General features: G+C 48.5%; 17 protein-coding genes. 8 read left to right on the top strand and 9 right to left on the bottom strand.

Annotated elements, in window-relative coordinates:
* Positions 1 to 123 precede the first annotated feature (123 nt).
* Both ACJJIZ_RS16090 and ACJJIZ_RS16085 read right to left on the bottom strand, forming a co-directional pair.
* On the bottom strand, positions 124 to 2,259 hold the full coding sequence (locus ACJJIZ_RS16090; protein ID WP_444914106.1) for an acylphosphatase: 2,136 nt from the start codon (positions 2,257 to 2,259) through the stop codon (positions 124 to 126).
* A 421-nt stretch (positions 2,260 to 2,680) separates the two neighbouring features.
* Positions 2,681 to 2,992, bottom strand: coding sequence for a DUF551 domain-containing protein (locus tag ACJJIZ_RS16085; protein ID WP_444914105.1), 312 nt, complete (start codon positions 2,990 to 2,992; stop codon positions 2,681 to 2,683).
* A 304-nt stretch (positions 2,993 to 3,296) separates the two neighbouring features.
* Between ACJJIZ_RS16085 and ACJJIZ_RS16080 the strand changes: the two genes are divergently transcribed.
* On the top strand, positions 3,297 to 3,848 hold the full coding sequence (locus tag ACJJIZ_RS16080; protein ID WP_444914104.1) for a hypothetical protein: 552 nt from the start codon (positions 3,297 to 3,299) through the stop codon (positions 3,846 to 3,848).
* Between the two features lie 46 nt (positions 3,849 to 3,894).
* On the opposite strand, the gene ACJJIZ_RS16075 is transcribed toward ACJJIZ_RS16080, so the two are convergent.
* The 3 genes from ACJJIZ_RS16075 to ACJJIZ_RS16065 all read right to left on the bottom strand — a co-directional run bounded on the left by ACJJIZ_RS16075 (position 3,895) and on the right by ACJJIZ_RS16065 (position 6,989).
* Positions 3,895 to 4,641 (bottom strand): siderophore-interacting protein, encoded by a 747-nt coding sequence (locus ACJJIZ_RS16075; RefSeq protein WP_444907950.1) that lies wholly within the window; start codon positions 4,639 to 4,641, stop codon positions 3,895 to 3,897.
* Between the two features lie 5 nt (positions 4,642 to 4,646).
* Positions 4,647 to 5,096: a MarR family winged helix-turn-helix transcriptional regulator gene (locus tag ACJJIZ_RS16070; RefSeq protein WP_444914103.1), complete on the bottom strand. Its 450-nt coding sequence runs from the start codon at positions 5,094 to 5,096 to the stop codon at positions 4,647 to 4,649.
* A 168-nt stretch (positions 5,097 to 5,264) separates the two neighbouring features.
* Positions 5,265 to 6,989, bottom strand: coding sequence for a hypothetical protein (locus ACJJIZ_RS16065; protein WP_444914102.1), 1,725 nt, complete (start codon positions 6,987 to 6,989; stop codon positions 5,265 to 5,267).
* A gap of 438 nt (positions 6,990 to 7,427) precedes the next feature.
* Here ACJJIZ_RS16065 and ACJJIZ_RS16060 point away from each other — a divergent pair, with 438 nt between their 5' ends.
* The 5 genes from ACJJIZ_RS16060 to ACJJIZ_RS16040 all read left to right on the top strand — a co-directional run bounded on the left by ACJJIZ_RS16060 (position 7,428) and on the right by ACJJIZ_RS16040 (position 10,453).
* On the top strand, positions 7,428 to 7,820 hold the full coding sequence (locus tag ACJJIZ_RS16060) for a hypothetical protein (RefSeq protein ID WP_444914101.1): 393 nt from the start codon (positions 7,428 to 7,430) through the stop codon (positions 7,818 to 7,820).
* 185 nt (positions 7,821 to 8,005) lie between these two features.
* Complete coding sequence (locus ACJJIZ_RS16055; protein WP_444914100.1) at positions 8,006 to 8,440, top strand: type 1 glutamine amidotransferase family protein; 435 nt, start codon at positions 8,006 to 8,008, stop codon at positions 8,438 to 8,440.
* 260 nt (positions 8,441 to 8,700) lie between these two features.
* A complete protein-coding gene (locus ACJJIZ_RS16050; RefSeq protein WP_444914099.1) occupies positions 8,701 to 9,045 on the top strand; it encodes a type 1 glutamine amidotransferase family protein in 345 nt (114 codons plus the stop codon).
* 912 nt (positions 9,046 to 9,957) lie between these two features.
* Positions 9,958 to 10,107, top strand: a complete 150-nt coding sequence (locus ACJJIZ_RS16045; protein WP_444914098.1) for a hypothetical protein — start codon at positions 9,958 to 9,960, stop codon at positions 10,105 to 10,107.
* Between the two features lie 64 nt (positions 10,108 to 10,171).
* A complete protein-coding gene (locus ACJJIZ_RS16040) occupies positions 10,172 to 10,453 on the top strand; it encodes a hypothetical protein (protein ID WP_444914097.1) in 282 nt (93 codons plus the stop codon).
* A 112-nt stretch (positions 10,454 to 10,565) separates the two neighbouring features.
* On the opposite strand, the gene greB is transcribed toward ACJJIZ_RS16040, so the two are convergent.
* Together greB and ACJJIZ_RS16030 are read right to left on the bottom strand one after the other, a co-directional pair.
* Complete coding sequence (gene greB, locus ACJJIZ_RS16035; RefSeq protein ID WP_444914096.1) at positions 10,566 to 11,066, bottom strand: transcription elongation factor GreB; 501 nt, start codon at positions 11,064 to 11,066, stop codon at positions 10,566 to 10,568.
* Positions 11,067 to 11,105: 39 nt separating this feature from the next.
* Complete coding sequence (locus ACJJIZ_RS16030) at positions 11,106 to 13,052, bottom strand: S9 family peptidase (protein ID WP_444914095.1); 1,947 nt, start codon at positions 13,050 to 13,052, stop codon at positions 11,106 to 11,108.
* Positions 13,053 to 13,315: 263 nt separating this feature from the next.
* On the opposite strand from ACJJIZ_RS16030, the gene ACJJIZ_RS16025 reads away from it, so the two are divergent.
* Together ACJJIZ_RS16025 and ACJJIZ_RS16020 are read left to right on the top strand one after the other, a co-directional pair.
* A complete protein-coding gene (locus tag ACJJIZ_RS16025; protein WP_444893532.1) occupies positions 13,316 to 14,170 on the top strand; it encodes a beta-keto acid cleavage family enzyme in 855 nt (284 codons plus the stop codon).
* Positions 14,171 to 14,417: 247 nt separating this feature from the next.
* Positions 14,418 to 15,884, top strand: coding sequence for an alanine/glycine:cation symporter family protein (locus ACJJIZ_RS16020; RefSeq protein ID WP_444914094.1), 1,467 nt, complete (start codon positions 14,418 to 14,420; stop codon positions 15,882 to 15,884).
* A gap of 43 nt (positions 15,885 to 15,927) precedes the next feature.
* On the opposite strand, the gene ACJJIZ_RS16015 is transcribed toward ACJJIZ_RS16020, so the two are convergent.
* Together ACJJIZ_RS16015 and ACJJIZ_RS16010 are read right to left on the bottom strand one after the other, a co-directional pair.
* Positions 15,928 to 16,302, bottom strand: coding sequence for a SirB2 family protein (locus ACJJIZ_RS16015; protein WP_444914093.1), 375 nt, complete (start codon positions 16,300 to 16,302; stop codon positions 15,928 to 15,930).
* Positions 16,303 to 16,559: 257 nt separating this feature from the next.
* On the bottom strand, positions 16,560 to 17,432 hold the full coding sequence (locus ACJJIZ_RS16010; protein WP_444914092.1) for a M91 family zinc metallopeptidase: 873 nt from the start codon (positions 17,430 to 17,432) through the stop codon (positions 16,560 to 16,562).
* Between the last annotated feature and the right edge of the window lie 205 nt (positions 17,433 to 17,637).

The raw sequence follows: 17,637 nt of genomic DNA, 5'->3' as shown, positions 1-17,637 counted from the left end.
GTTGATTTGAGTCCCGGGAAAGAAGCTCTCAATACGGCGAGGCTACGCGACATAGCGTCGGTCTGTGGCGGATACATACGCCAGCTTCATTGTATTGAGTAGTGGCTGACGGTCATTGGAACTTCACTCTTTCAGCGAAGTTCCAGGATGTGCGGCAGAACTTGAGTGATCAACCCGAAAGCCTTGATATTCGGTGATGGGGAGAGGTTCCAGATCGATATCGAAGCTTGGCTTTTCATGTGGGCCATATGCACATTGGTCAAGTAACGCGGCAAGGGCGGTATGAGAGCCCTGCGCCCATATCTCTACGCTTTTGTCAGGTCTATTCAATACCTTTCCGACGATGCCCTTGCTAAATGCTGAACGTTGAACCCACTTTCGATATCCAATACCTTGAACTTTTCCTTTGACCCTGATTCTCCAGTGCTGCAACTGAATTATGGTTTGTTCCAACTTGGGAAAGAGTTGCAGTAGCAATGCCGAGGCGACATCGCGCCCAACACCATAAGTGGGAAAGTAATGCCAATCTAGCGAGGGGCTACATGTGATTTGGCTTACCATCCAGTACTGAGATGGTAATGGCCGACTAATGTCTTCTGCGACTATGTCGACTCCCGCAATTAGTGGATTAAATAGAGCCTCTACAGATTGGGTCGCAATTGATGCGAAATCTGCATGCAATATTTCACTGACGTCGCGAAAAAATTCTCCGAAGCGCTGTTGGTGTGTCTCAATGTTATTACTTTCATAATTGCGGATTGGCTCTATCCCTCTTTCCAATGCGGCAACAACCTGTCCGCCAATGGTAAGGACACGAAATTTTCGGAGCCGAGAAGGCACTTTACCAGGATCATGAGTGGCTGAAGTCAAGCTCGTATTGATCCCTGCTTCGTTTAGCCTGTTGTTTCGTAATACACGGTTTAGGCAGGCACGACGCGCAACTTGAGGCACAACATCGGGGGTCGATTGATGAAACAAGACATGTTTGTCGCCGTATACGATACCAGAGATACTGGTGCTGATGTTGTAGGGCTTCAAATCGTATTTATACGCAGCCAAGCTGATCAGCACGTTTTGTCGGTTTCTGAATCTTGGTGTGTAGAATGGATAGTTCCATGGTGCCGCTAGTCGTATAGGGTGGAACTCGGGACAATACTGACCTTTCTCGACGTGCTGAATGGTGCGGGCTGGCCCGGAGGCACTGAATAGATATTCCAGAAGTAGCCTTGGGAGGTCGATCGGTTTACCAAAATCAGGAAAAACTGGTGTTGAGGTTGCAGAGTTTGTATTGACTTCGATCACATAGGGAGAGCTGGCTGTCTCGGAAGAGTAGTCAGGGACAATAATATCCACTCCAACATAGTAAATCCCAGGAAACGCACTGGCTGCACGCTCTGCAACCTGAATGACCTCAGTGTCGAGTCTGTCCAATAACTGAATACTTTCTCCTCCCGCAGAAATATTTGCTACGCCCGCCAACCAGATGCGTTCTCCTTCAGCAGGCACATATTCACGGGAAATACCATTCACATCCAGCAGTTCTGTTCTGAGTATGTACTCCGAGTCCACACGATACTTTGGATTGCGTTTGCTTTTGCTGTTTTTTTTCTCCGAGATTAGTTCGTTGATGTTATGCGTTCCATCTCCAATGACGTTGGGAGCAATTCTCAGGCAAGCAGACACCGCGCATCCCCCGATAACATTCACTCTTAAGTCGCAGCCACTGATATGACGCTCGATGATTATTTTATTTGATTTGGCGCTGGCGGTTTTCCAAGCATCTTGCAATGCATCGACCGATGTGATCCCCGTGGTAATACCCCGGCCATGACTACCCGTAACTGGCTTTATGACCACAGGGTAGTGAAGTGTTGAGAAATAGTCTGTTGCAGCTTTGATATCGTCGAAGACCCGACCTGCTGCCACGGGGACACCATTCCTAGCAAGCAAGTCTTTCGTCAGATGCTTCTGTTGAGCGCAAGCACGATAGGCCTCAGATACCAGTGCAGAGTTTCCACAAAAGAGTACATATTTTTCTTGATATGTAATCTTGTATAAATCTTTGGAGTAATAGTCGACCTGCATTCCCATATCTTTGGCTGTTTCAGTAATCAACAGCTGATTAATTTCTCCTTTCATTCCGAAATACTTCGAATCGAGATAGCTATTTTCACGCTCAAAGAGGTCGCTTTTTAGCAGGTTATCTAAGGAGAAAGAGGGTGATTGCTTGGCATTGACGTTTTCAACAATTTGGGGCATGGCTGAACACTATTCACTGCATTGATGGGAGATTTGAACTGAGAAGCGCAATCAAAAAGGCAAGTATCCTGCCGAGAGTCAGGCCGCTCGTCATAGTATCTGAGACCACTTCGCAAGAATTGGGTGATGGCAAGCTTGCTAACATTTTGGCGTCGATAAGATTGAACAGCGAAATGCAGGATGATTCTTGCGGAGCCTTAGCCAGATTCTCTCAATTGGATATAGGCAGGCGCAGTATGATTGTAGTCAATGGGATGCTGCTGAAAGCTCGTTTTTACTACGAGGAGTTGGATTGGTTGTTTGCTGTTCAGTGATGGGCGGGGTCAATCAGTGAGTTAGAATCTGGCTTGGAGGGGGCTGACCTGTTTGGTTGCCCCTTTTTAGAGTGAGGGATTTGTAGTTGCTGCTCGTGCGCTGTGCATTACCAGCATCTGTCGAAGAGTTCATACCTGTCAGAACTGAACTGTTCGCTTTCATGGGTTTCGGTAGATTCAACAATGACTGAGATAGGCATCCAACCCAGATAATTGTGGGCATTTTCATAGTGGTCCATGCCAACTTCCCAGGTGCGAGTAATAACACCATTAGAGCTGTTGGTGGATTTCCATATAACTCGGACGTAACCGCGAGAGGTCGCATCGGACTGCTCGGGCAAGCGTTCTTGGCAATTAATCCATTGGGGCAGTTCTAAGTTGGGTACACCTTTGGCAGAGGGTGGCAGATCTTGGCTCAATGGAAGTCTCCGGTTCGAATTTTTAAGAAATATATCAGTTTTTCTGTCTTTTTCTAGATTGTTTTTTTTAGGCGTCCCCATTTTTTCTTTTTAAATTTTATTCGGGTATCGCTTTTGGATTTATTGGTTGATTTGTGGTAGTGGTTTTTTTACTGTCAGTTTGAAAAAGCAACTTATGTGTAACACTTTTTGTTCGGCCTTAAGGGGTAGGTTTGATCAAACTAAAGTGGATGCTTCTGATATTTATGGTGTATTGAATCTTCAGTTAGGTGGTTGGCTTGTTTTTTATTTGAGGAGAGTATTGATGCAGAAAAACTTGGGTGCAACAGTTTTAGGTTTTGTATTCTTCTTTGCTGCAATAAATTACGCTAACTCTATAGATAAAAAAGTGGGAGAGGTAAGCGTTCTCACTAGTCCTTTCGACTACTGTGCGGCGGTGGTAAACGATGATAACCCAGTTCAGCGCTTTGCCGGCCAAGCTATGCCAAAGGAAATCGTTGATGGTATCAGAAGAGCGGCCAATCTCGGTGCAGAAGCGCCTGAAGATTGGATCGCGAGGGGGACCTATTGGCGATGTATGGATGGAAATGTCTTTGCCTGCTTTGTTGGGGCTAATCTCCCCTGTGATGAGAAAGCTGACACCAGTCGGGAGCCGAGTAGTGCGATGCTTTCATATTGCAAAGATAATCAAAGTTCCGGGACCGTTCCTGCGGTAGTGGCTGGCCGTGCCTCTATGTATGAATGGCGCTGTAGGTCGGGTGCCCCGGAAATTATCAGGCAGATATCTAAACCCGATGCCCGGGGTTTTTTGTCTAATTATTGGTATCGGTTAGATAGGCCTGTTTCTGTTGAGTAGGGAAAGCCTATAATCAGAAGGCTTTCTCTTCCCGCCTATCTATAAGTTATCCCTGTCCTTCCATCTTTTCATTGTCCATGCGCTTGGCGAGTTTGTGGCCTTCGTCCGACTGCCCAATTTTCCAGTAACTGGAGATATAAATATGGGTTTTGGGGATTACTCTTTCCTGCTTAAAGAATTGCCGTAGGGTGCGCATGCTGTCGAATTCACAGGCGGCCCATACGGAGGCCTGTCCATCGAGCCAGGTTAGAGCCTGTAATTTTTCCAGGAGTTTCTCGCCGGATGGAGCCGGATTGATAATCCATTGGATTTGCAGGTTCTCTGGGTGTTCTAGCTCCTGAATATCAGCTTCACTGGAGACCTCAATTAATGCGTATCCCTTTGCATCCTTGGGTAGCTCCGCAAGGTTTACGCTGATGGCTGGCAGTGCAGTCATGTCCCCCAATAGTAAAAACCAGTCTGCCTCGGGATTGGTCATTTTTTTGGGGCCGGGGCCGCGGGTTAAGATCGTATCGCCGGGCTGTGTTTTAAGTGCCCAGCTTAGAGCGGGCCCTTCGTGTTCATGCAGGGCGAAGTCGATATCAATTTCAGTTTCACGCTGGTGTCTGATGGTATAGCTTCGCAATAGCGGGCGCTCGCTTCCAGCTTGTGGAAACAGAAATTTGATATAGGCGCTTTCCTGATTGGGGGCGAGAGTTTTTAGATCATCGCCACCGAGGGTGATGCGCAGCATATTTTCAGTAACTTGTGTCCTGCGAATAACGACCAATTCTCTGGTAACTTTCTCGGCCATAGGGTTTAGCTCCTTTCGTCAGGGGTGGAGTGCTCTTTCATATTGGCGACCATAACGCTGGCAATGCGGGCGAAGTTTTCTAGCTCTTCAGTACTCAAGTTGCGAGTCATTTGCCTGGCCACTTCAGTTTCTTGTCCGCTTACTTTTTCCAGCGTGCTTATTCCGTCTGTAGTTAGTGTCAAAAACTGGCTGCGCCGATCATTGGGGTTGTCGGTCTTTTCGATTAACCCTGAGTGCACCAGGTCGTTTAGCACTCGTGTTACTTGGGCTTTGTCCAAATTCATCCGTTGGGCAATTGACCGGGCTGTACTTAAAGGAAATTTGAAGACGCCTTTGAGTACCCGTATATGGCTCACCGGCAAGCCAATTTGCTGCTCCTGAATGCCAGCTCGCAAACGCCGTTTGTAGGCGTGAATAAGCTGGTGGAGGGATTCATTGATTGCGGTATCTTTCATGGCGCCATGCTAACTGGTTGATAGTGTCAACTTTATTGATATTGGTTGACTCTGTCAACTAAATATTAATGGAGAGAGGCTGGATTGGTGGTCTGTGGAGGATAATTTGGTTGAGGGCGCAGGGAGGCAGGGAAGGGGGTATCCCCTTCCCGTGAGCTTAATTAGGTGCTACCAAGTTAAGCTGATATCGGTTCCATCAAACTTTACATCTGAATCGTACACATACTTCAAGGTGCCTTTCCAGAAGGAGCCGTGCCATTCCCAGTCGGCATCGTAACTGACCTCATTGAGTACTTTCTGTCTAAAAGCATCAAAGCTGCCGTAGCGCTCTTCACTTCCCATAATGACGACCCAGGTCTGCTCGTTCCAATCGCAGGTCACAGTGTTGGAGTCACCATTGCCACAGGGGTAGCGGACGGCCACGTATCCATCATCTTCCCTACCAAACTTCCAGTTACCGCTGCGGGACTCCTCCTCGAACTCTTCGGGCCACTGTAGTGCGACATCGGAGCCGCCGGAGTGAAACAGTTCTATCTCCGGGTAGGGGTTGTATTGGATCACGGCGACATTGTTTACCTGCTTTATTTTCGGCAGGTGGTCATTTTGCATGGTGCTATTGCCGTCACCGACTTTTGCCCAGATAGATTGGGAACCGGTGGTGGCTATCCAGGGGGTTTGCTGGTAGCCCTGGCGGCCTCCCCAATAATTCTGGATGGAGTGCATCATGACTCCGCCATCTTTGTACATGGAGAAGTTGGCCGAGGAGAGGACAGAGCTGCGGCTGAATACAGCCCCGGCCTTGGCGGCCGCAGGGGCGGCTGCTTCTGATAGTCCCAGGAACTGGTCAAATGCTTTGAGCCCCTCATAACCTCCGAGTTGGTATTTGCTGGCGAACCAGGCGGTATCCGCTGCGACATCGGGGTGGAAGTAGGCTCCCTGGCTCCAATAGAAGGGTACGCGCTCTTCCCGGGGAAAGTCTGCATAGATCTCGTTTCTGGCATCCCCCAGCGAATGGCCGACTGAATAATTTATGTTGAGATCTTTACCGAAATATTCGAAAACCTCATCGGTGATTTCCAACCCGGATGTGGCGAGCATTACGCCGGCGGGACTGGGGGTGCGTACTGACTCTTTGCCCAGGCCTGTCAGGAGATAGATAATCCGGTTGATATTCCCTCCGGATCCATTGCGGCGGTAGCCGTCATTACTGCGCCCGGCTGCGGCGAAGTTGATCCCCTGGTCGTTGGTCACCAATAAAATATCTTGCAGCAAGCGATGAGCAGCGCCGATTGCAAGTTCACGGATTTCCTCATCCTCTGCAAAGTCTACGAGGTTTAGCAGTGCCGAGAGGGTATAGGGGTAGTAAACAGGGGAGTAGAACTCATAGAAACCATATTGGTTCTTCACTTCCAGATAGCGCTTTAGGCGCTTATAAGTTCTGTCGTCCTCAAATGCCCCATATTTCTCCTGGAGGAGATATTGGGCAGAGGTGTACATGATCATATGGTTTTCTGAAGCAAAGACATGGTCACCCGTCCCGCCTTCTTTAAACCAGAAGTGATAGCCGTCGAGTGCGGCAAAGAGTTCGTCTTTTATTTCGGGGCGGAAGAACAAGATGCGGATTAGGCGGGTGAGAGTGAAGTCAGAATTTTTCTTGCCGCCGTTGCGGAGTACATCCAGGTTCTTATTTAGCGCATCCCAGTTGAGATCATCACCGGTGTATGCCTGAAGTACGACGGCAGTATCGTTGGTAGAGGTGACTCCTTCCTCAATATATTGCAGCTGCCTGTCAATATAGGCGCTCTCATCAAAGGACTGGGCTTGAGACGTCGCTGACTGAATCGCCAATCCTAATAAAATCGGGTACAGCACTCCTGCTGATGGCACTTTCATAAGTACTAGTTCCTATTTAGTTTTAATTGATTTATAAAATAAATACAAGCGTACCACTTATCTATTAAATAAATTTGGCGCTTGAGAAGCTAGTTATTTTCTTTCGGGATTAGTTGCAAAAACGATCAGCGGATATTGCTGGTTCTCAAATTGAAAATATTTTTTAAGTAGTCATTCTTGAGAAGTAGGGGGCTAGTGCTTTATCTAATTTTTCTGGCGTTTCTGCTGTGTCTAATTGGTACGCAGACGTACTCAAGATAAATCTGGTTTATGCTCTGTATTATTGGGTAGGTAAAGTAGAAAAGTTACTCAGTCATCTCGGGTGGGGCTGTGATTCGTGCGTTAGGCTATTTTCCGTTGAGTGACGATGGTTCTTCTATATTGTGGTGTGATTCGCGAATAAATATTGCAGTGTTCCTACAACTCTAGGAGAGGGAGATGAAAAACCTACTGATATTCTTCGCAGCCGGAAGTCTCGGTGCTTTGGCAAACAGTATTGCGGTGTGGCTATTTGGCCAGTTGGGGATTAATGCCGCTTTTGGCGTATCAATTGCTCCTCCTCTATCTCCTGAGTGGCTTTATCCTCGTATTGTTTGGGGTGGCTTGTGGGGACTGCTATTTATTCTTCCGTTCTGGTCATCAAAGTTACTTGTAAAAGGAGCTCTTCTTAGTTTTTTTCCCTCTGCATTTCAATTGTTTGTAGTTTTCCCTATGATGGCTGGGAAGGGTGTTGCCGGATTTGAGTTGGGAGTCTTAACGCCAGTCCTGGTGTTATTTTTCAATTGGATTTGGGGTGTTGTTACTGCCCTAACTATTAGGGCTGCTCGGTAATAGGGTGTTAACTTTGTGGTGGTAGGCTTGGCGCTATAGAAATGTTGGCCGTTGTTACTTCAGGGGCAGTCTGACCTCGCTATATCGCTTTTCTCCTGCAAACTATCGATCTTATGTCAAGGTTGTACGTTACTCATGTAATCTATCTATTTCGTATCAAAGTTATTCGAATGGGGAAGTTGAACGTGGGAAAAACGGCAAAAATCTGTAGCCTTATCTGCTCTATGATAATTCTTGTGATGGGCTTTATTACACCGTCACAAGCAGCTGAGAGTAAGCGGATACTAATCGTTGCTTCTAATCTTCAGGATATGGGTGATCCGGAGAAGCATGATGCGAGAAATAATTTGTGGGAGTACGCTCCGCCTTACCATATTTTTGTTTCCCATGGGTATGACGTGGACTTTGTTTCGCCAAAAGGTGGGGTGGTCCCGTTTATGATGGATCCACTGGGAATTAGTAGTTACACCATCAAACATGAAGGTTTTTTAGAGCGGGCTAATAGTTCACTAAAGCCTGAGCAAGTAGTTATAGAGAATTATGCAGCTGTTTATATCGGTGGAGGCTATGGAACCTTATTTGATGTGGCATCTAATCGTGAGCTGCTAAGGAGCCTCTGAATAACTCCATAATGCCTCTGCGGGTCTTGAAGGCTGCAGATGTTAGGCGCAGCTCGCCGCGAATGGCCGTAGCCCTTGGCAAGAGCTGCAACGCAGCAGCTGTGGCCTTCAAGGCCCGCCCTTCGGGGCTTGCAGAGCGATTCACACTCCGCGTTGCGACTTCTTGAAAGGTCTAGACATTCCTGCGAAGCCGCGCCTTGATTGTGAACCGCTCTGCATGCCAGAGGTATCACGGAGTTATTCAGAGGCTCCCTAATATTATGGGTGGGATTTACCAGAAAGGGGGAGTTGTGGGCAGCTGTGGCCATGGGGCAGGTGCGTTTGCCGATGTGAAGCTGAAAGATGGCCATTATATGGTAAAGGGTAAGAAGGTTGCCGGTTTCCCGGACTCCACAGAAAAAGAGAAGTCTTGGGCTAAGCAGGGTACTTTATTACCGTTCTTGGTAGAGGAGCGCCTTCGAGAGAATGGAGCCATTATTATTAATAAGGATAATGTTGCAGATAAGCATGATGTCATATCCGATCAGCGTATTGTTTCTACAATGTTTTTACCTTCGTCTGCGCTGGTTGCAAAAGAAATGCTGGGTTTAATCGAGAGCAACTAAATTGCTCCAGTACTTTATTGTGTATTTGCTCTATCGTTAGGCAGTCATTCTGCGGGTCAAGCTCTAACGAGTTTGGCCTCAATGCGACCAATCTCTACCTGTTAGTCTCAATATGCTATAACGCGGGTAACCAACTCGGGATCACTCGATCGCCCTGTAGCTAAATCTTGTCTCTGCATATTTATCTACCATTCTTTCTAAAGGGAACTGAAATTGGCGGCAGTGAATATGCGTCCATTTATTGTATTAATAATATCGGTAACTTTGGGGAAGCTGGCCTATGTGTTTAGCCCCTCTCTGGGGAACAATGTAATAGTGGCCTTATTGGCCCTATTGGGTGTGGTTCCCTATTTGTTAATGCCGATTAGATCCGAGTTTTTCAGGGCGCAAATTCTTCAATGGGCTAAACAGAATAATATTGGCGTTTTGAGACTCGAGAGTAGAGGGTTTTCCAAAGGACGATTATTTTGGCGTGTATCTGATGCGCAAAGTGTCTTCTGTGTTACCTCAAGAGAAGTCACTTACTGGGTGGCCTGCGGCTCATGGCTGCTGGGTTCTTATAGTCGGAAGCTAATCATATATAAAGAGGTTGGGGGTGCCTTGGATTTGATTGCAGCATTTGACGGAGATAGTTGCCAGACTGAGTGATTCTGATCGGTACTTACTGAACTAGAGGGTTTGATTTGATAGCAGCAATGTGAATATAAATGTATTTTTGCTTGCGATTCATTATAAGAAGCAACCTACCTCGATAATTCTGTAAAGGATTCCCAGGCTGAAGAGCAGAAAGTTGCTGATCTAAAGCAGGATATCAAGAATTTACAGGCAGATATTAAATCCCTGACTGCCAGCATCGTTGCGCTGGGTATTGCCGATGCCACTGCTATCTCTCTGGGCACGGTTGCTTCTATCGTGGCTTTTCCGGAAGGCTTGTTGACCTGGTTTGTGATAGGGCCGGCGGTTGCTGCAAAAATTGCTGCCGATCAAAAGAGTATTCAGGGTCAACAGGTAGAGATGGACCTGATCACTGATGATGTATCCACTTTACAAATACTGTCTTAGAGCATTGAGCATTGAGCAGCTAGCAGAAGAAACCTAGCAAGTTGAAGATTATTTATAGGTCGTATTGCAAGAGTGGCAAACACTTGAAAGTGATGTTTCCGGTGCGATAAGTGATATTCAAACTGCGATCTCTGATGAAGAGGGGGCAAACTATACAGCAGTTATTAATGGCCTCAACGAAGCGGTGTCCGAGTGGAATGATGCCTATTTCCAAGCGAGAAGCCTGTTTATTGAGCTCAATGTGAACAATGCAGATTTGAAAATTAGAATGAGTTCAGAGCAGGTTAAATCTGCTTTTTCTGGTGGAAGCACTGCTGGTGTGATTCAATATTATAATAATCTCTGAAGATGTTCTTGCAGTTTAGTTTTGAAGGCTTATTTCTGTGGAATAAGCCTTTTTAATTATGGGATTGCTAAATTGACTCCTTCAAACTAAGTATTTGAGAAAGCCAAGATCTCTACTCCTCGTAATGAATGTCAGTAATATAAAAAGTCTGCCACTTTTCCCCCTGCCGGATATCCACTTCATCATCGAGCTTGCGCCCTAATAAGGCACGGGCAACGGGGGAGTCCATAGATATCAAGCCTGCTTTTACATCGAATTCATCGGGTCCTACAATGCGGTAGCAAACGCTCTCTCCCTCATCATCTTCAAGCGTTACCCAGGCCCCAAAAAAAACCTTTTCCTTATCGTCTGGTATTCGATCTACAACAGTGATCTCTTCCAGGCGCTTGGTTAGAAAGCGCACGCGGCTGTCGATTTCCCGCAGTCTTTTTTTACCGTAGATATAGTCTGCGTTTTCCGAGCGATCTCCCAGCTTGGCGGCGTCGCTAACTGCCTGGGTTACCCGGGGGCGCTCCTCCTCCCAGAGGTGCTTAACTTCGGCGCGCATACGCTGCGCGCCCTCTGCGGTGATGTAGCGGGAGCCGCGTGGACGCGGCGGTCTCCATCTTCCCATAGTATTTTTTTAAACTCTTTTTAATGCAACATTATTTAATTATAGGTTTTCGATGGTAATTCCCGGGCTGGGTTCCGCGAGCGGGAAATTAAATATGCGGCTGTAGAATTCCAGCTCTCCCTCCAGGGCCAACTTGATACTGTCGCCACTGCGGAACCCATGCCCTTCATTGGCAAATGTAATATAAGACACCGGAATACCGCGCTCCCTAAGGGCATCCACCATGGTTTCGGCTTGGGTGGGTGGTACTACCTTGTCCTCCATGCCCTGGAAGAAAATCACAGGGCAATTCAGCTTTTCAACATCGTTAATGGGGGAGCGCTGAAGGTAGACTTTTTCTGCGGAAGGCCAGGGCCCTACCAGTTTATCCAGGTAGCGGGACTCAAACTTGTGGGTGTCTTTGGCGAGGCTGCTCAACTCCCCGATTCCATAATGGCTGGCACCTGCTTTAAAGGTATCGTGGTAGGTCAACGCTGCCAGCACTGTGTAACCGCCGGCACTACCACCTTTGATCAGCAGGCGATTGGGGTCGGCGAGCCCATCTTCTACCAGGTATTCTGCACCGGCGCAGACATCTTCCACGTCATAGATGCCCCATTTATCGGCGAGGCGGTCCCGATACTTGCGGCCATAGCCGGTACTGCCGGAGTAGTTTACGTCCAGAATGGCAAATCCCCGGCTTGTCCAGTATTGAACTTTCAGGCTGAGGCCCGCTGATGTAGCGCCGGTGGGGCCTCCATGACTAAATACAATCAGCGGTGGCTTATCGCCACTAGGTGCTTGGAAGTTGGGGTTGTGGGGTGGGTAATAAAACCCGTGTACGGCGCGATTATCCACTTGGAAAGTGACGGCTTGAGCGATGGAGAACAAATCGGTTGGCAGCGAGCTGCTATTGCTACTGGCAATCTGTTCCGTTTTACCCGTCTTTTGGTTAAAGCTAATAACAGCGGGAAAACTCTCTGCACCTGCGGCAATCATCACCCCGCTGCCATTTTCACAGTGCAGGCTTTCGATATCACAATAAGGCTGGGGAAGAGTTTGATGCTCTCCGCTTTTTATGTCGACCTTTCCAAGGTGCCAAGTGCCATTCTGGGTGTAAGTACAGAGGATTTCCGTGGGGCTAATAAAGCCGTAAGTGGACATTCCAAATACCCACTGTGGTGTGGCGAATTCTGCTTCTTTTTTCCACAAGGGTTCGCTTTGTCCCAGCCTATATAGGTTCCACCAGTTGTTGCGATCAGAGACATAGCAGAGTTCGCCCTCAGGAGACCACTGGGGCTGAAAGACGGATTCATTCTCACCGCCGGCTACTTGGGTGACTTCACCGATATCCCCCACCTGATCGAGTTTGGCGATACAAAGTTCTGTCGCGTCCCAGGGGAGGTTAGGGTGGTGCCAGCGCAGAAATGCGAGTCGATCACCGGCCGAATTCAGGGTTGGGTTCGAATAAAAGTCTGCGCCTTCTTGAAGGATTGTCGGTGGATTAGCCAGTGGGTTGTTTAGGTCTACCGCGATAATGCGCGCACGGGGTTCCTCGCCCTGCTGGTGGCCACTGGTATCTTCCTCGACACAAATTAATCGATTTCTCAGGGGATCGATAATCAGATCGGCGTAGCGGGAGCTATTTTCTGCGGTGATTGCTTCGGGGATCGCATTGTCGAGCTTCATGCGATAAATGCGCTGATCTTCTGCCAGTACGAAATAGGCGGTGTCACCGTAAACAAGATAACTGCCGCCTCCATATTCATGGGCTTTGGTGCGCACGGCGATAGGGGCGGGGGTGAGATCTCTGCGCCCATTTTTTGGACAATGCTGCACCAGTACATTCCTGCCTTTTTCAGACGGGCGGGACTCCAGCCAGTAATAGCGGCCATCTACTAAATAGGCTTCTGCCAGGCGAACGCTGCCCTCCACGAGAAGTTCTGCGTTGATTGCAGATTTCCAGCTGCCGTAAGGGGCGATGGTTGGAGTGATAGTCTCGCTCATGAGGTACTTACTTCCTTATTGGGTTTTTTCGCATTCTGCCGAGATGAATCCGGGGAAACAAGGTGCCTTGGCGGGGGCCCTATGATAGTCTCGTATAACCAAGCAAGCGCTTGGTGCTGTATTTTGTCGATGCACTATCCAGAATCAGCTCTTCCACTCGCTCTGGTCCTTTTACGATCAGTTGGTGTTGTCGGAGCGACGCGCACACGCTGGATAGCCCTGTAAACAGCGGCCTTAACAAAGATAATTCAGGAGAGCCAGCGATGTCTGATGAAGTGGTGATTACTTGCGCCCTAACCGGAGTGCTTACCAACCCCCAGCAGCACCCGGTCCCGGTAACCCCCAAGGAAATGGCGGAATCCGCCCGTGAAGCCTACGATGCGGGGGCTTCCGTTATGCATGTTCATTTCCGCGCGCAAGAGGAAAATAAAGGCCATTTACCCACCTGGGACCCGCAAATAGCCTTGGAAATTGCCGATGCAATTCGCGATAAATGCCCTGGCGTTATTCTAAATTTTTCAACTGGCACTATCGGACGGGATCAGCAAGGCCCCTTGAGTTGTGTGCGTGCCGGTAAGCCGGAAATTGCCGCCTGTAATGCGGGAAGCCTGAACTATTTAAAGGCGCGATCCAACGGCACCTGGGCTTGGCCACCCATGGTATTTGATAACCCGGTTGATAAGGTAGAGGAGCTGTTGGCAGTTTGTCGGGAGACCGGTACCCGCCCGGAATTTGAGTGCTTTGATATCGGTATCGTTCGCTCTGTGGGAATGTATGCGGATGTAGGGATGGTGGATAAGCCCAACTACAACCTGGTGATGGGAGTGGCTTCAGGTATGCCTGCCGACCCCAATTTACTGGAGATTATTCCAAAATATATGAAGCCCGGCAGCTTATGGCAGAGCACAGTGATCGGCCGTGAGGAAATCTGGCCGGTGCATCGCAAGACTGCAGAATTGGGCGGCCATTTGCGCACAGGAGTTGAAGATACCTTTTACTTGCCGGGAGGAGAGCGAACTTCAGGGAATGGTCAATTGATTGAGGCTCTTGCGGCTGTAGCTGAAGAGACTGGGAGAAAGGTGGTGTCACCGAGCCGGGCGCGAGAGATTTTCTGCTAAAAGCAGCATGCGCCAATGTTTGCGTCCGGCCCCTTGCTGCGGAATTACTTTCCGAGGCTGTAGACTGTCAGCTATTACTTTTCTTCCTTTTGGGCCGCATCAGAATACTGATGCGGCTCTGTCATACGGAGCCGATGGGCTCTGTTTTTCCAGCATTAACTCCAAGGTGACTAGTAGATTGGCCTGCTAGTCTTAGAGCCAAATAACAGATTTGTTTAATAACGATAAGTTGTCCTGGGAGTGGTCAATGCAAGGGTTTCTGGATCATTTCACTACCCTAATCGAGTGGGCAAACCTGCTTGCCTGGGGTGGCGTCGGTGGTATTTGGTGGCTTGGAATCTTGATTTTAGGATTGCTGCCGGCGGGGCTCTACTTTTCTATTCGCACTCGCTTTATACAATTTCGTCACTTTGGTCATATGGTCAAAGTCATGATTCGTGGTATCCATAAGGAAAATGAAAATTCAGTAACCGCATTTCAGGCATTTGCCACTAGCGCAGCTGCGAGAATCGGCACCGGAAATATTGCTGGTGTGGCTGTGGCTATAACCGCTGGCGGGCCCGGAGCGGTGTTTTGGATGTGGCTGGTGGCCTTGCTGGGGATGGCTACCAGTTTGGTGGAGAATACTCTCGCGCAAACTTACAAAGAGCGCGGCGATGTTCCCGGGGCGTTTCGCGGCGGGCCTGCCTATTACATTGAAAAGGGGCTGGGACCACAGTGGAAATGGCTGTCCCTGACTTTTTCAGTTTTTCTCATGATTTGTTACGGATTTACCTTTAATGCTGTGCAGTCAAATACGATGGCTGCCTCATTGTATGGAGCTTGGGGTGTAAGCCCTTTATGGGTGGGTTTTTTTATTGCGCTCTTTGCCGGGATTATTGTTTTTGGCGGTATTCGTTCAATTGCGCGCTTTGCCGGTATTGTTGTCCCTTTTATGGCAATTGGTTACTTGTTGGTAGCTTTCTATGTGTTGGTCGCCAATATTGCTGAATTACCTGGGGTGCTGTTGGAAATTCTGGCAAATGCCTTCGGGTTTCAGGAGGCTGGGGCGGGGGCCTTTGGTGCGGCGGTGGCCAATGGAATCAAGCGGGGCCTGTTTTCCAATGAAGCTGGACTTGGCTCCTCGCCGAATGTCGCTGCTGCTGCAGATGTAAAACACCCAATGGTGCAGGGATACGTGCAAATGGCATCGGTATTTCTCGATACCATTATTATCTGCACTTCCACGGCAGCAATTATCTTGGTGGCAGATGTCTTTATGGTCGGTAATTTGGAAGGGGTTGAGTTGGTTCAAGACGCACTGGCGAGCGAGGTGGGTACCTGGGGAAGTAGTTTTATTGCTACGGCATTGATGTTTTTTGCCTTTACATCAATTATCGGTAACTACTATTACGGCGAAACCAATATTTATTACCTCTACCATACCCGAACATCCATCTTATGTTATCGGCTATTGTTTTTGATGTTCGTACTTTTTGGGGCTTGGGTGGCAGATACGGGAAGTGCAGAAAACTTTGTCTTTCTTTGGCGTATGGCCGATGTCTCGATGGGTTTTATGGCATCGGCAAACCTTATAGCCATCTTACTTTTGTCTGGTGTGGCCTTTAAGGTAATGGCAGATTACGAGAGTCAGTTGTCTTCCGGGGTGCGAGAGCCGGTGTTCAATGGAAGTAAATTTAAAATAAAAGGCATTGAGCACGATGTTTGGGGTTGATACCAGTTTGAGGTTGATACCAAGAGTGCTCAATGCCATCCAGTTACAAGCTGGGCTTGTGCATCGCCAGATAGAAAATAGCGACTACTTGCAGGAAGGCAAGTACGCAGGCAGTGATTCTAATTGGCTTGGAAAAGTTGGGGCGCAAAGCAAAGACGCCAGCAATAATGTAGCCAAATACCAGGGCTACTTTCGCACCTAGCCAGGGCGATGTGCCCGGGTTCCAGCTGCCGAGAATTACCAATCCGGCAGCCGCAGCTAACAGCAAGGTGTCGTTGAGGTGTGGCACCCAGCGCAGAGGGCCATTTCGCCAGCCGGTGTTGCGGCTGAACTCCAATCCCACTCTGATGGTAAACAGCAGGATACTGAGCGCTGCGGCGGTCATGTGGACGTGTTTTACAAGGGCATAATCAATCATGGTTATGATCTGGCTGTATGTTGACCAAGGTGTTCTGTGTACCTTCCAGACAAAGGGAAGGTGTGATTCTAGCCGCCAAAGCATAACGACATGCTGTGGTCGGATGCAATATGCAAAGCGGGGAAGGCAAGAAACCTGCTGCTAGCGATATCTCATAAGTTAATACTGCTAGCAGTAGGTACACAGATCATATCTGTCAGTTTGCTTTGGTGGAGCGGCCTCAGGTTTTGGTGCTTGCGGGGCCCATATGTGCGAGATTAGTTCAGGTTTCTGATCTGGCCATACTTCATCCGTTGCGCTACGCCATGTTCAGCCCGAATCATATTTTCGCTAATGGCTAGCGGGTCAGTAGGTACATTACCGTCATCGTCACTGAGCCCGACAGTGGCGATCTCCTCACGCAATTCCATGGAGCCACCTACCCAAATCCAGCCGCTAGTCCTGGTTGAGATCAGGTTGTTGCGGTTCGGGATAGTTATATTGTTATAAACAATATTTAGGCCGCCATTGGCAATGCGGGCCATGGTTAAGGGAGCATTTTGCTGGCGGAGCACTCTACCCATGGGAGCCTGGCGTTCATCGGCCAGGAAAGTGGAATTTGCACTGCCCGACAGGTATCGCCCGCGATTACAGCGGTCAGCGTGGACCAATTCATGGGCCAGGGTGATATAGCTTGGGCAATTCCCCATTGCCACGGTGCCGTTGTTGGCCAGGTTGGCGGTTTGCAGGACTGTATTGTTCCACATTACAACGCCGCTGGAGCCGCTGCTCATCACTTTGGCCATAAAGCCTCTGTCCGGGCTTACTAGTGGGAGGTAGCTCTTAAAGCCGCTCCATACCTGATCCATCAGCCACTGGTCGGGACGAAATCCGAGAGCGTGGTGCTCAGTAATTCTGGTGTCATGGCGGCTGGTAATTAGTCGGCGTAGCAAAGTGGTGCTGTTTGCCCTCAAGCCAGCTGCAGTCAAAATACCAACTCCCTCTGTAATTCGCAGCACATGTCGCCCCCCGGTTCGGTATCGCTCCTGTGTATAGGTAAGTGCGGTACCGACACCGCCGACAAGAGTATTAAGGGCAGCCCTTACTTGTGTGATAAACGTGATATTACTGGAGTCAATGCAGAGTCCCATTGTTATTCTCCTGTCCTGCTCGCAATACGAATTATCGTGGCTGAGAAAGGCTGTGACTTTTTGAAGTTTCTTAAATGGAAATTAATACGTAAGCAGCATAAAGCTAAAGGTATTAATCGATATGATTTTGATAATAGTGTTCTGTACTTGCCTAGAATTTCTGAACTGAAAAGTTCTCTTTGGTCAGGTTGTATATTTTGTAAGC

Source organism: Microbulbifer maximicatervae (SeqCode) (assembly GCF_052467225.1).
This window is presented reverse-complemented; position numbering and strand designations above follow the sequence as displayed.

Coding starts and splice junctions, on each gene's coding strand:
- ACJJIZ_RS16025 (WP_444893532.1), top strand. CDS start 13,316: ATGTCTGATGAAGTGGTGATTACTTGCGCCCTAACCGGAGTGCTTACC.
- ACJJIZ_RS16010 (WP_444914092.1), bottom strand. CDS start 17,432: ATGGGACTCTGCATTGACTCCAGTAATATCACGTTTATCACACAAGTA.
- ACJJIZ_RS16050 (WP_444914099.1), top strand. CDS start 8,701: ATGGGTGGGATTTACCAGAAAGGGGGAGTTGTGGGCAGCTGTGGCCAT.
- ACJJIZ_RS16075 (WP_444907950.1), bottom strand. CDS start 4,641: ATGGCCGAGAAAGTTACCAGAGAATTGGTCGTTATTCGCAGGACACAA.
- ACJJIZ_RS16030 (WP_444914095.1), bottom strand. CDS start 13,052: ATGAGCGAGACTATCACTCCAACCATCGCCCCTTACGGCAGCTGGAAA.
- ACJJIZ_RS16080 (WP_444914104.1), top strand. CDS start 3,297: ATGCAGAAAAACTTGGGTGCAACAGTTTTAGGTTTTGTATTCTTCTTT.
- ACJJIZ_RS16060 (WP_444914101.1), top strand. CDS start 7,428: ATGAAAAACCTACTGATATTCTTCGCAGCCGGAAGTCTCGGTGCTTTG.
- ACJJIZ_RS16015 (WP_444914093.1), bottom strand. CDS start 16,302: ATGATTGATTATGCCCTTGTAAAACACGTCCACATGACCGCCGCAGCG.
- ACJJIZ_RS16090 (WP_444914106.1), bottom strand. CDS start 2,259: ATGCCCCAAATTGTTGAAAACGTCAATGCCAAGCAATCACCCTCTTTC.
- greB (WP_444914096.1), bottom strand. CDS start 11,066: ATGGGAAGATGGAGACCGCCGCGTCCACGCGGCTCCCGCTACATCACC.
- ACJJIZ_RS16070 (WP_444914103.1), bottom strand. CDS start 5,096: ATGAAAGATACCGCAATCAATGAATCCCTCCACCAGCTTATTCACGCC.
- ACJJIZ_RS16065 (WP_444914102.1), bottom strand. CDS start 6,989: ATGAAAGTGCCATCAGCAGGAGTGCTGTACCCGATTTTATTAGGATTG.
- ACJJIZ_RS16020 (WP_444914094.1), top strand. CDS start 14,418: ATGCAAGGGTTTCTGGATCATTTCACTACCCTAATCGAGTGGGCAAAC.